Annotated in this window: 14 protein-coding genes; 3 read left to right on the top strand and 11 right to left on the bottom strand. The window is 58.2% G+C overall.

Features of this window, described 5'->3' with window-relative positions:
• Positions 1-9: 9 nt before the first annotated feature.
• From gorA to gspE, 11 genes are all read right to left on the bottom strand, one after another.
• Positions 10-1371, bottom strand: coding sequence for a glutathione-disulfide reductase (gorA, locus tag Q675_RS19675; RefSeq protein WP_023010225.1), 1362 nt, complete (start codon positions 1369-1371; stop codon positions 10-12).
• A gap of 17 nt (positions 1372-1388) precedes the next feature.
• Complete coding sequence (locus Q675_RS19670; RefSeq protein WP_023010224.1) at positions 1389-2060, bottom strand: GNAT family N-acetyltransferase; 672 nt, start codon at positions 2058-2060, stop codon at positions 1389-1391.
• 39 nt (positions 2061-2099) lie between these two features.
• Positions 2100-2633, bottom strand: coding sequence for a type II secretion system protein GspM (gene gspM / locus Q675_RS19665; protein WP_011784849.1), 534 nt, complete (start codon positions 2631-2633; stop codon positions 2100-2102).
• A gap of 4 nt (positions 2634-2637) precedes the next feature.
• Positions 2638-3945 (bottom strand): type II secretion system protein GspL, encoded by a 1308-nt coding sequence (gspL, locus tag Q675_RS19660; protein ID WP_014421643.1) that lies wholly within the window; start codon positions 3943-3945, stop codon positions 2638-2640.
• A gap of 2 nt (positions 3946-3947) precedes the next feature.
• On the bottom strand, positions 3948-4946 hold the full coding sequence (gene gspK / locus Q675_RS19655) for a type II secretion system minor pseudopilin GspK (RefSeq protein ID WP_014421644.1): 999 nt from the start codon (positions 4944-4946) through the stop codon (positions 3948-3950).
• Positions 4939-5703, bottom strand: a complete 765-nt coding sequence (gspJ, locus tag Q675_RS19650; protein ID WP_014421645.1) for a type II secretion system minor pseudopilin GspJ — start codon at positions 5701-5703, stop codon at positions 4939-4941. The genes gspK and gspJ overlap by 8 nt, the downstream gene beginning before the upstream one ends.
• Positions 5703-6080: a type II secretion system minor pseudopilin GspI gene (gene gspI / locus Q675_RS19645; RefSeq protein ID WP_011784845.1), complete on the bottom strand. Its 378-nt coding sequence runs from the start codon at positions 6078-6080 to the stop codon at positions 5703-5705. Before gspI ends, gspJ begins: the two co-directional genes overlap by 1 nt.
• A complete protein-coding gene (gene gspH / locus Q675_RS19640) occupies positions 6077-6604 on the bottom strand; it encodes a type II secretion system minor pseudopilin GspH (RefSeq protein WP_014421646.1) in 528 nt (175 codons plus the stop codon). Before gspH ends, gspI begins: the two co-directional genes overlap by 4 nt.
• Before the next feature lie 6 nt (positions 6605-6610).
• Positions 6611-7057, bottom strand: a complete 447-nt coding sequence (gene gspG / locus Q675_RS19635; RefSeq protein ID WP_031210904.1) for a type II secretion system major pseudopilin GspG — start codon at positions 7055-7057, stop codon at positions 6611-6613.
• Between the two features lie 88 nt (positions 7058-7145).
• Positions 7146-8357, bottom strand: a complete 1212-nt coding sequence (gene gspF, locus Q675_RS19630) for a type II secretion system inner membrane protein GspF (protein WP_014421648.1) — start codon at positions 8355-8357, stop codon at positions 7146-7148.
• A 3-nt stretch (positions 8358-8360) separates the two neighbouring features.
• Positions 8361-9869, bottom strand: a complete 1509-nt coding sequence (gene gspE / locus Q675_RS19625; protein WP_023010223.1) for a type II secretion system ATPase GspE — start codon at positions 9867-9869, stop codon at positions 8361-8363.
• A 206-nt stretch (positions 9870-10075) separates the two neighbouring features.
• On the opposite strand from gspE, the gene Q675_RS19620 reads away from it, so the two are divergent.
• The 3 genes from Q675_RS19620 (at position 10076) to Q675_RS19610 (ending at position 13128) form a co-directional block, all read left to right on the top strand.
• Positions 10076-10732 (top strand): type II secretion system protein N, encoded by a 657-nt coding sequence (locus tag Q675_RS19620; RefSeq protein WP_023010222.1) that lies wholly within the window; start codon positions 10076-10078, stop codon positions 10730-10732.
• 8 nt (positions 10733-10740) lie between these two features.
• Entirely contained in the window at positions 10741-11400 is a 660-nt protein-coding gene (locus Q675_RS19615; protein WP_023010221.1) for a transglutaminase-like cysteine peptidase, read from the top strand.
• Between the two features lie 123 nt (positions 11401-11523).
• Positions 11524-13128, top strand: a complete 1605-nt coding sequence (locus Q675_RS19610) for an FAD-binding oxidoreductase (protein ID WP_023010220.1) — start codon at positions 11524-11526, stop codon at positions 13126-13128.
• Positions 13129-13130 lie beyond the last annotated feature (2 nt).

Raw genomic sequence — 13130 nt, 5'->3', positions numbered from 1 at the left:
TCCACCCTGTCAGGCCACCGGCTCTCGCATGGTGACAAACTCTTCAGCGGATGTCGGGTGAATGCCCATCGTAGCGTCAAACTGGGCCTTGGTGGCACCGGCTTTAATAGCCACCGCCAGTCCCTGGATGATTTCACCGGCATCGGGCCCAACCATATGGGCGCCCAGAACCTTGTCTGAACTATCATCCACAATCAGCTTCATCAGACAGCGCTCATCACGGCCGCTCAGGGTGTACTTCATGGGGCGAAACTCGGAACGGTAAATCCGCAGCGAATGCCCCGCGTCCCGCGCTTCTTTCTCGGTCAACCCGACCGTTCCGATATTAGGCTGACAGAAGACAGCGGTCGGTATTGCGCTGTAGTCCATATCACCCTGGCCATCACCAAACAGCCGCCGGGACAGCACCATGGCCTGCGCCAGCGCAACCGGCGTTAGCTGCGGCGTTCCGATGACATCACCAAGGGCGGAGATGGACGGTACCGCCGTCTGGAAATGATCGTTCACCTCAACATGACCCGAAGCATTGAGTTCCACTCCCAGATCGGTCAGCCCGAGTCCGTCTACGAGCGCGCGGCGACCTGTCGCAGCCATAACCAGCCCGGTCTCCATGCTGCTGCCATCGCTCAGATTCACCTGGTAGTGAGCATTCAACTGCTCGACAGATTCAATCGTGACATTGAACCGGAGATCCACGCCTTTCTTGCGCATCTCCTGTTCCGTGAACTTGCGGATATCCTCGTCAAACCCTCGCAGGAACAGCTCGCCCCGGTACAGCAGCGTGGTCTCCACACCAAGACCCGCGAGAATGCCGGCGAACTCGACGGCAATGTAACCACCGCCCCAGACAACGGCGTGGCGCGGTAACTGTGGCAGGTAAAACATCTCATTGGAGGTGAGCAGAAATTCCTTGCCGGGAACATCCGGAACCACTGGCCAGCTGCCCGTGGCAACTGTGATGTGCGCTGCCGAAAAAGCTCTATCACCAACGATCACCGTGTGAGGGTCGCGGAGACTGGCCGTACCCTCAATGATGGTGACGCCGGCATTCTCGAGCAATCGGCCATAAATGCCATTCAAGCGCTCTATCTCGGCATTCTTGTTGGCGACCAGCGTTGGCCAGTCAAACGAGACATCGTCTGTTGGCACAGACCAGCCATATCCGTGTGCATCTTCGAGCTCTTCCCTGACGTGCGCTCCATAGACAAAGAGTTTTTTCGGAACACAACCCACGTTAACGCAGGTTCCTCCCAGGTAACGGGATTCCACCACCGCCACCCGGGCACCGCGCTGGGCCGACATGCGGGCGAGCCGGACACCGCCGGAACCGGCCCCGATAACGATCAGATCAAAATCATGGCTCTCAGACACTGTTTCTCCTGTTTACTTCAAGATTGCTGTTGCCGGGGCTCACTCGACTGATCATCGTCTGCGAGCACTTCCCGGAACAACACGTGGTCTTCAAAATCACCAAGCCGGATCTTGCCCAGGCTTCGGAACCCCTCGGATTCATAAAACGGCAGGTAACGGCTGTTCCCGGTATCGAGCACCAATCCACTGCCCCGGGGGTTTTCCTCACACAGGCGCTCCACTGCCTGCAGCAACATCCGACCATACCCCTTGTGCTGGTATTTTGGGTTGACTCCCATCAACGGCAACTGATGCGCCTGCCTCTGCGGCAAAAGGTCGCGAATCCTGCGATGATACTCCAGATACCGGCGCGTAGATGAAAAGCCCGCCGTCAGAACCATACGCACCCGCCAGCCAAGCTGGTCTGCCAGATTCAGCCTGAGTTCCGGCTCACCCACAAACGCAACAGCAACCAGTGTTTCGTCCACCATCACACCGATGGCATCCTGATTCAGCTCCAGATAAAGGTCGATCAATTCCCGGATGGTCGCCCTCACCCTCTGGCTGTAACCGGGTTTCCGGTGATCGAACAGGTACTGGAATGTCGGCTCCTCCCGATAGGCATGAAAAAGCACCGACTGGGCCTCGTTTCGTGCCGTCTCGTCCAGGCGAACCAGAACAGCTTCAGCATTATTGTTGTTGTCTGCCATCGTGTTGCTCCCTCGCTAGTGTGGGGTCACGCTTGCCGGTCAGATCGCCAGCGTAAGCCTCACGGATACCTGCCCGGGCCCATTGCCCCGATCAAGTGCGGCCTGGTCAATCACCACGCCATGATTACTGTGCAAACGCTCAAGCCAGGCTGCCACATCCGCATAGGCGGCGTTTTCAAGCCAGACCCGGATGGCACCCTCACCGCTGGGCTCGAAGCGTTGCAAAGAAAGCCCCGCCTCTCCGGCTGAACGAGTCACCAGGGCCATCAATGCCCGCCCGTCTTCAGGCTTGTCAGCCCCTGCCGCAGTTGTCGCTGCGCCACCAGCCGAGCCCAGGCGCTGAATGGTCGTCTCGTTGGCCCGCATCCAGGCCAGGAGTTCTGCGGCATTCTCACGACTCGAGGCAGCCCGGTCATGAAACTGAGTCACCGGCTGCCAGATCAGCAGATAAATCAATGCCAGCAACAGGGCTATACCCAGAGCAGTCAATGCCTGACGGTCGCGGGTGGGTAACTGATCATAGCGAGCAATCAGTTTGCCCACGGCCGGTTGATCCTTGATGCGTGACCACATGGGCTTATCCTCCTGAAACCGTGAGGCGGCCTCGGGCGCCGCTGGATTCGTTGACCACGGAACCGATCTGGGCCTGCAGCCCTTCGCTGGCGAGTCCGTTACGCAGACGGCTTAACCGATCATAACTGTCGGCCCGGATATCCACCACGAGTTCGCCCCGGCTCCGGCTGTAGTTAATCGAGTTAAAGGTAACAGCTCCGGGATTCTGCAGGCGGCCGTACTGATCGCCGGTGTATTTCATCAGGGTGATAAAATCCACGTCAGGGCCCTGGGAGCCAGCAACCCGTAACTGGCCTTCGATAACACGTCGTACGTTTCCGGCATGGGTTCGGCGGTCCGAGGGAAAGGCATTCCGGTAAACCGCCATAGCCTGGCTTTCAAGCTGCTCCGCCTGCTGCTGCTGGTAGATTCCCATACCGATCTCCAGCCCCATCTGGATCACGAACCAGAGTGATGCCACGGCGATAAGCGGCTTCCAGGGTTTCAGGGGGCTGCTGCCCTCCGCCTTGAACGCGAACGCCCCCTGGCACAGATTAATGGGCTGGCTCAGGTGATGGTGGTACGACCAGGCCAGGAACTCGGTTACCGAAAATTCCAACGGCTTCTTTTCGATACGAAGAAGACCGGTGGTTCCCGAAAGCTCACTCACCAGGGCCTGGCTCGCGTCCAGATCTGCCTCGGTGCCATATAGCTGCACCGGAATTTCGGCCACCACTTCGTCAGACGAAGGCGCAGCAAGTGTCACTGCAAGCAGCGGAAGATTATCTGCCTGCATGCGCAGCCACTCTCCCCGCTGGCTCTGCAGAAGTGCCGACTCTGCATCCAGGCAGATGACCCATCCGGATTCCGCCGCTGGCAACAGTGAAGCGTCTGGATAGACGGCCTCCAGACGGGCGTGGTACCAGCCAGAAAACAGTTGGCGCCAGCGAGCCATCTGCTCGCGATCGATGGCAGCAACCCGGTAGCCCTCAGGCGTGTGCGGCCCCAGCGCGAGATGAACCGAGTCAATGTCCTGGGCTATCTGCTCCTCAACGGCATACGGCAAGGCCTGCTGAATAAAACGGGTCTGTTTCGCCGGTATATCCGCCAGACAGAAAACCGCCTCATCACCGGGAATCAGTCCGATCAGCAGCACTTTCTCCAGCGCATTCTGTGCCAGCGTTTGCTCGATATGCTCCCGTGTATCAGCCGTGCCTCTGGCCTGAGCATCGCCACTGGCATCCTGGAGCACCCAGCTGAACAGCTGGGCATCGGGGCTCTGGTCCGGGTCCGCATACGGAGGCACCGGCCGGACAAAAAGGCGGTAAGACATGGTTATCCTTCTGAGAAAGTGTAAGGTTCCTTGGTAATGCGATTCTTCTGCCCGGTATCCCTGTGAACCGTCCGGACTTCGCCCTCCGGGTTTCTATACACGGTGCTGACCATATTGACGACACGATTATCGTAGGTAATCCGTGAGACAACTTCAAAAAAACGGGTCTGAAGCGTTAACCCGTTGGCTTTCAGCCCCATCCCCGAGAACTCCGGCAGTGCCAGGAAATCCTGAAGGTTTTCGAATCGTTCTTCTTCGCGCTTGGCAATAATCGATTCCGCCTGAGCCTCATTCATATCCTCGTGCAGACTCATCAGAACCTGGGCCGTCGCGGTATTCACGTTAATGCCGACGCCGGAGACTGGCAGCGCCACCAGATGAGGCCGCAGCGCAGCATAGATTTCCTCGGTCATGCCCTCAATCAGACGCAACTCGGTAATGGAAACAAAGGGCTGGTTGCCAGTGCGATACGGAGGGTCTGCCATCAGATACTGGCCGTCTTCGGCACCATAAGCGCTGATGGCCTGGTCGTCGGCGTCCATCCAGTCAATGAGCGGGTCTACGGTGAGGCCAGTGATACCCAGAGCACGAAATAACCGGGTGAGCCGGTCTTTGGTGATGGGGTCCACTTCTCCGCTCGCGGTAACCAGATCGTTCAGGTTGATTCTGCCTCCAAGATCATCGATCTGGACCTCGGCAACACCACTGTCGTCCAGAGGCAGAATGGCAGCGTGCATGGCCCAGAACTCATCCGGACTGTCGACCATCACACTGTTTTCCTTATCCTCTTCGTAGTCCCGAACCAGAATACGCTTGGCAAATTCCTCGGCACCCAGAGCAATACTCTGGCCTTGTTGCTGGGCCAGGTAATGGCCAGCCTTGAACACCCGCAGGCTTTGCTGGCGGGTCATGCCCGATGCCATCAACACCACCAGGGCCATCGCCAACAGCACCATGATCAGGGCGACGCCCTGCTGCCTGCTCCCGGCAAACTTAATCATTGCCGGTCACCCCGCCCGCGGCCTGGCCAGATCCGTCTTCAGCCGCGTCATCTTCCGACTCGGTCTGAGTCTCCTGTTGCTGATTGATCACCGCCTGGGCCTGCGACGGTTCAAAATCCGGCAAGCTGAATGTGCGGACCAACTCACCAAAGCGTTCATGTTCCAGTGTAATCTCAATCCCACGAGGCAAGGAGATGTCGGGTCGGGTACCCGGCGTCATCTGCGCCAAAGCGTCATCTTCCGGCCATTGCTCCTGCCAGTTACCGTTCTCATCCAGAAACCGGATTTCAAACTCCAGAACCTCGTCCAGCATCAGAATGTCCAGGCTTTCGTCTTCCTGCCCCTGATCCACCACAGGCCAATACCGACGGCGCAGTTCAGTTCCGGTATATTCCCAGCCGACGCGCTGCAGACCGCTACGCCGGAGACCAAGCGGATTGCGCCAACCCTGGCGGGTCAGCATCAACGCAAACGCATCATCCCTTGAGGTTAAGGACGGTGAATAATCACCATAAACATCCCGGGCGGGCCGGTTGATGATCTGGGTGATGTCACGTTCCAGCAGCAACATGGTTTTCTGCAAGCCGTCGAACGCCTGGGCAACCTCATCCACCCGGTCCCGGGAGTTCATTACACTGCTCACCACCTGCCAAACACCCAGCCCGATCACGGCTGTGATAGTGACGGCAATCAGTACCTCCATCAGCGTAAAACCGGACTCCCCGGCTAACCTGACCTTGCGCGCGGGCATGCCCATCAGGTTTCTCCCAGGAAGGCAGCCAGGGTATGAACGGCAAACGGTTCTGATTGCGCCCCGGAGTATTTGGCTACGGTTACCTCAATCCGCCGCATCGTGGGCTCTGCCGTAGCCTCAACAACGGTGGTGACCCGCCAGCGGAAATTTCCGAAGTCGGTATCTTCCGAATTCTCCGAAATCCCTGGCAGCTCATCCTGAAGCCGTAGTTCGTTAATCCGGTTTTCCGCCACCCAGCCTGCCAGCGTCTTGTCACGTATGCGCTCAAAACTGGTGATGTAATTCCCGCCCACTTCGGCGGCGGCCGTTGCAATCAGACCGAACACAAGCAATGCGACGAGGACTTCAATCAGGGTGAAACCACGCTGAGGCCGACTCATGACTCATCCCCGGAACCAGGTTTGCGCCATTCCAACGGCGAGACGCCATCTGAAGCAACCACGTGCATCAGGTCAGTGTCCCGGCCCAGGGTGAATTCGATTTCAAACGGTGTGGTTTCACCACTGGAGAAGAACACCACGTCTGGCCTGAGCCGATCCTCGGCCGAGGCCAGTCGCGGAGCGTCACTTTCGATATACTGGGTAACGGTCAACCATTCCGGGAGGGTTCTCTTGTGGAATATGCGCTCACCTGAGGATTTCCACTCGCCTGTCTTATCCTGAAACGCCACGAACCGATAACCGTCTTCTTCCAGCAGCAAGCCCATTTCCAGGTTATTGAGAACCGCCTGTTCCTGTGCCGTTTGCATCAGGAGGTAGAGCTCCCGAACCTGGCTTTCCAGCTCGCGCTGCTGGGAGCTGCCGGCCATATTGAACACCGCCAGTGCCGCCAGCAGTCCGACGATGATCAGGACTACCAGAATCTCGATCAGCGTAAAGCCGTTTTGGTCAGCCCTGCGGCCCACAATCAATCAGTTCCCGCTGTCCCAGACACTGATATCAGCGGCATCGCCATCCCCGCCTTCCTGGCCGTCAGAACCATAGGAATACAGATCGTACGGCCCGTCTACACCAGGGCTGACATACTGGTAGTTGTTACCCCAGGGGTCTTCGGGAACATTTTTCAGGTAGCCATCCGGGTTCCAGTTCTTCGGCTCAGGGCTGCCGCTGGGCTTGTTGACCAGTGCTTCAAGGCCCTGCTGGGTAGAGGGATAATGGCTGTTGTCCAGGCGATACAGGTCCAGTGCGTTGGCGATGTTACTGATCTGGGTTTCGGCCACCGTTACTTTGGCCTGATCACTGCGCCCCATGATGTTGGGCGCCACAATTGCCACCAACAGGCCGAGAATGACCATCACTACCATGATTTCGATCAGGGTGAAGCCCTTGGTCCGGGCCAGCGCTTTCGGTTGGTTCATGCTCATAGTTTCACTCATCTTGGGTCCGTTGTTTCTCGTCGCTTTCAGAAAAGTTTTCTGGCTTCCTTGCTGGCCCGACGGCGGGCCATCATCCCACCAGGTTGCTCATGTTCAGAATCGGCAGCATGATCGCCAGAACAATAATCAGCACCACCGCCCCCATGAACAGCAGCATCATGGGTTCAAACAATCCCACAATAGCGGCGATCTTGGATTGCAGGGTGTTTTCCTGCATGCGGGCCGTGCGTTCAAGCATACTGTCCAGCTCGCCACTGGCCTCGCCACTGGCAATCATATGCAGCATCATTGGCGGGAAGTAACCGGTCTGGTCCAGTGAACGGTGCAACGATCCCCCTTCACTGACCTTCCGGGCAGCCTCCCGCAGTTCCTGCCGGAGGTAATCGTTGGAAAGCACCTCCCCGGCAATGCGCATGGCTTCAACCAGTGGTACACCACTGGTGGTCAGAATGCTCAGGGTACTGGCGTAGCGAGCCGTATTCACGCCTCGTACCATGCCTGCAAACAGCGGCAGGTGAAGTAGCCGCTTGTGAAACTTCAGACGCACCGCCGGCTTGGTCAACGCGAAACGGAACCCGATGATCGCCACCACCAGCAACACTAGAAGGTAGACTCCGAAACTGCCGAGAAATTCCGACACCGAGAGCATAGCTACCGTCAGCGCGGGCAGCTCCTGCCCCTGCTTGAGAAAGACTTCGATAATGTCGGGCACCACATAGGTGAGCAGGAACACCACAATGGCAATAGCTACGACACTCAGGATAATCGGGTAAATCGCAGCCAACTGAATCTTCTGGCGGGCTTCCTGGCGGCTTTCCGTGTAGTCCGCCAGCCGGTTCAGCACCAGGTCCAGATGCCCGGCATGTTCACCGGCCGCGACCGTGGAGCGGTAGAGCCGGGGAAAGGCCTTGGGGAATTCACCGAAGCTGTCCGCCAGTGTGTAGCCTTCCATCACCTTGGCGCGGATAGCAATCAGCATGCTGCGAATCCGCGGCTTGGTGGATTGCTGGGCGGCCGCACTCAGTGCCTGCTCGACCGGAATCCCGGACTGGATGAGCGTGGCCAGCTGCCGGGTGACCAGGGCGAGATCGGCTGCGCTCAGAGAACCGCGGCTGCTCAGTGGGTTGCTACGGGCCTGTTTTTCTACGGCCGCTTCCACTGCCAGCGGGGTCAGCCCCTTTTCCCTGAGTTGCTGGCGCACCGCTCTGGGCGCGTCGGCTTCCAGCACGCCCTGTTTCTGCTTGCCTCTGGCATCCAGAGCTTTGTATTCGTAGGCCGGCATGGATTACTGGCTCCGGTGGGTCACACGCAGTACTTCTTCCACCGTGGTTACGCCATCCAGAATCTTCTGAACGCCATCGGCATGAATACTCGGGCTGTGCAGGCGGGCCTCCCGTTCCAGATCCAGCTCCCCTGCGCGTTTATGAATAAGGGTGCTGATTTCTTCCGTGATCTCGACCACCTCGTAGATACCAATCCGGCCTCGATAGCCCAACTGGTTACAATGCTCACAGCCTTTGGCGCGGAAGATGGTGGGCGGGTTGGCCGGGTCCTGCTGGAGGAACTCACAATGCTCTTCGGTAGGCATATAGGGCTCGCGGCAGTGGGTACAGAGCACCCGCACCAGCCGTTGCGCAACGATACCGACAAGACTGGAGGAGATCAGGAAAGGCTCGATACCCATGTCCATCAAACGGGTAATGGCACCCACGGCGGTATTTGTGTGCAGGGTAGACAACACCAGGTGCCCGGTCAGACTCGCCTGAACGGCAATCTCCGCGGTTTCCAGATCCCGGATTTCCCCGATCATCACCACATCCGGATCCTGGCGCAGAATGGCTCGCAGGCCCCGAGCAAAGGTCATATCCACTTTCGGGTTCACCTGGGTCTGACCAATGCCCGGCAGGTTGTACTCGATCGGATCCTCGACCGTCAGTATATTGCGGCTGCGATCATTGATTTCCTGCAGCGAGGCGTAAAGCGTGGTGGATTTACCGGAACCTGTGGGGCCTGTCACCAGCAGAATACCGTACGGACGATAGATCAGCTTGCGCAGGGTTTTCAGATCCTGCCCGGCCATGCCAAGGGATTCCAGCCGAATGGTGCCCGCCTGTTTGTCGAGCAGGCGCAACACCACCCGTTCACCACTGGACGAGGGCATGGTCGACACCCGGATATCGACTTCCCGGCCGGCCACCCTCAAAGAAATGCGGCCGTCCTGGGGTACCCGTTTTTCTGCAATATCGAGTTTTGCCATAACCTTGATCCGCGAGACCAATAATGGTGCCAGCGCCCGTTTGGGCTGGACCACTTCCCGCAACACGCCGTCAATCCGGAACCGGACAATCAGCTGTTTCTCATAGGTTTCGATGTGAACGTCCGAGGCGTTGGTTTTGACCGCCTCGGTAAGAATGGCGTTAATGAGGCGGATAATGGGAGCGTCGTCCTCCTGCTCCAGCAGATCCTCCGTTTCCGGAACCGAATCGGCCAGAGAGGCCAGATCCATGTCGTCACCGATCCCCTCCACCATTTGCATGGCTTCCGCCGAATCGTTCTGATAGGCGGCATTCAGGGCCTGGTCGAAGCGGTCCGGCTCGACGGTAGAGAACTTCGCCCGGCCACCGCTCACGCGGTTTGCCTCGGCCAGTGCGGTGTGGGAAGCCCCCGGGCGCACGAGAATGACCGGCTCGCCCTCTTCGTTGCGGGTAAGGATGACTCCATTACGCTTGGCGAAGGTAAAGGGAAGTCTGCCCAGCGGCGCATCCTGCGGCTGAATGTCGGTTTGGGTGGTCAAGCTCGTCCTCGTTAAATCCGTCTGGTCACTGATTGTTCTTATGGGGCCACCCGTTGCGACGGCCCTCCATGTTGTCAGCGTAAGCAAAAAGGCTACCACAGGAATGGGAACCACTGAACAACTCTATACACTATACTGCCACTAATTCATTGCAGTCTGATAACCTGTGAGCTTTTTACGATTTCCCAATGCATTCAGGAACGACAATGCTTGCAATTGATCGAAGGACTCCGCTGCTTCTGGCCATAGCAGCAGCAACGGCCATGCTGGCGCTGACCGGCTGGCAAGGCTATCAGTTCTGGCAGAATGAAACCCAACGTACCCTGCCGCAACTGACCCGGGAAGCTTCAACAGGTGCAGATCAGGCCAGAACCGTGCCTGATGTTCAGTTGTCGGATCTGGAAGTGTTCGGCTCGGCGACTGCCACCCCGCAAAATGAAGACACCAACACAGAGAACCTGCCGGAAACCAACCTTCGCCTGTCCTTGCGCGGTGTGCTGGCAGCAGACGGTGACTTCCCCGGCAGCGCCCTGATCGAAGACGACAAAGGCAAAACCGAGGCCTTTCTGGTGGGTGATGAACTGCCCGGAAATGCCAGGCTTCGTACTGTGTTTGCCAATCGGGTCATCATTGAAAGATCCGGCAAACTGGAAAACCTCTACTTCCCGGAGACCGAAGATCGCTCCGGGGTCGATTTCGCAAGCAATGACGAGCCTGCCTACGAAGCTCCCCCACAGCAAGAGGTTCAGGTGCAAAGAGCACGCCCCCAAACCAGCGCCTCGTCGGCCGACCAGCAACAGCGGCGAGAGGAAATCCGTCAACGGCTGGAACAGTTACGCCAGCGGCTTCAGAACAACAACTGAGGTCCGCCATGGAAGCGGCAAGCAGACTCACACGTCGCCAGTCCCTGTTGCTTCCCCTCATCCTTACCGTGTCTGTTGTCAGCGCACTTGAATTAAGCAGCCGCCTGATGACCTATGTGCTGGAGGAGTTCGGCGAGGCCGCGCACCAGCGGCTTGAGAACTGGCAACGCCTGCACGCGCTGGCTGCCAACGCTCCGACAGATCGCCAGCTTCGGCTGGTTAATTCCTTCTTCAACCGGGTGACGTTTGTCAGCGACATCCGCCACTGGGGCCAGGAAGACTACTGGGCCACGCCGGTGGAGTTGCTCACCACCAACGGCGGTGACTGTGAAGATTTCTCCATCGCCAAGTACCTCACCTTGAGGGCGATGGGCGTCCCGGATGACCAACTCCGGATTATCTACGTCAAGGCACTGGAGTTGAACCAGGCCCATATGGTTCTGGCCTGGTATAAAACGCCGGGCTCCGACCCGTTGATTCTCGACAACCTGATCAATGACATCAAACCTGCTTCCCAGAGAAACGATCTGGAACCGGTATACAGCTTCAACGGTGAAGGCCTGTGGCTGAATCGCACATCCGGCGACAATGCCAGAATTGGCGATGCCCGGAAGCTGGAGCATTGGCGGGATCTTAACGAAAGGCTGACCGAAGCCCTCCGCCCTTGAGAAGAACGCGCTGTGAATACCAATTGTCGGCAAATGACAGTGAGCTTGTCGCTCTCTGACACTGGTAACGGCCGGCCAGCCGTTAGAATGCCCGCAATTCGATAAACGATGGAGCAGTACAGAATGCGACGCTGGAATGGATGGGGTGACGAACAGTTCTCACTGGAATTACCGGAGCAAGGTCAGGCCTTTCTCACAGATCGTGTGGGAGGCGGCTCCCCGCTGGCGGATATCACCCTGCATGCAGCCTGTGAGCAGGTTCCGGAATCCCGGTTGCCCTCAGACCCACAGGTTGATGACCTGATCGACCGAAGCCCGGAAACCCGGGTCCGACACGCCCGGGGCCAAAGCCTGCCAGACTGGCTGGCCATGCGCAGCGGTGATATTGGCGAGTTCCCGGACGGCGTGGCCTTCCCGAACACCAGTACCGATGTACGCGCCCTGCTCCATTACGCCAACGACAAGGATATTCACCTGATCCCCTACGGGGGTGGCACCAGCGTGGCTGGGCACATCAACCCGGTAGACCAGGGCAAACCGGTTCTGACCGTCAGCCTTGCGAATCTTAACCGCCTGATGGATCTGGATCGGGAGAGCCAGATCGCCACCTTCGGAGCAGGCACCCCCGGCCCGCTGGTGGAATCCCAGTTAAGAGCCCATGGCTATACCCTGGGACACTTCCCTCAGTCGTTCGAGCTCTCCACGATTGGCGGCTGGGTGGCATCCCGCTCCAGTGGCCAGCAGTCACTGCGTTACGGCCGCATAGAACAGCTGTTTGCCGGCGGCCGGATTGAAACCCTGCAAGGCACCCTGACAATCCCCACCATTCCGGCCTCCAGCGCCGGCCCGGATGTCAGGGAAATGATCCTCGGTTCCGAGGGCCGGCTGGGCCTGATTACCGAGGTCAAAGCCCGGATCAGCCGTCTGCCTGAACAGGAAAGCTTTCATGTGGTGTTCTTCCCGGACTGGGACAAGGCCCGAACCGCCGCTCGCAAGCTGGTTCAGAACCGGGTTCAGCTTTCCATGCTACGACTGAGCAACGCCATTGAAACCGAAACCCAGCTGGCACTGGCCGGGCATCCGAAACTGATCGGGCTACTGGAACGTTTTCTGGCTTTCCGCGGTGCGGAAGACGGCAAATGCATGATGACCTTTGGCGTAACCGGCAGCAAAGCCCAGTGCCGGGGAGCACTTGCGGAGGCCCGCAAACTCTGCAGTGACCACAAAGGGGTCTATACCGGCACAAAACTTGGCGCCAAGTGGGCGGAGAAACGCTTCACCATGCCCTACCTGCGCGAAGCCCTGTGGCAAATGGGCTACGCCGTGGACACCCTGGAAACCGCCACCGACTGGGACAACGTTGATACCCTGATGAACCGGATTGAAACCAATCTCAGGGAAGGTCTGGCAGACAGGAACGAGCGAACCCACGTATTTACCCACCTGTCTCACTTTTACGGCCAGGGTTGTTCCATCTACACAACCTATGTTTTCCGGGTTGCGGATAGCTATGACGAGACCCTGAGCCGCTGGCGACTTCTGAAGAACACCACCTCAGACCTGATCGTGCGGAACAGGGGCACCATCAGCCATCAGCATGGCGTAGGCAAGGACCATGCCCCCTTCCTCCCTGTCGAAAAGGGAGAGCTGGGTATGCGTGCAATTCGTTCGCTGACCCAGAGCTTTGATCCGGACCAGCGCCTGAATCCCAAAACTCTGCTGGATTGAAG

The sequence above is a fragment of the Marinobacter sp. EN3 genome, assembly GCF_000475315.1.
In the GTDB taxonomy this organism is placed as follows: domain Bacteria; phylum Pseudomonadota; class Gammaproteobacteria; order Pseudomonadales; family Oleiphilaceae; genus Marinobacter; species Marinobacter nauticus.
Note: the sequence above shows the minus strand (reverse complement) of the source record. Positions and strands in the feature narration are given on the sequence as shown.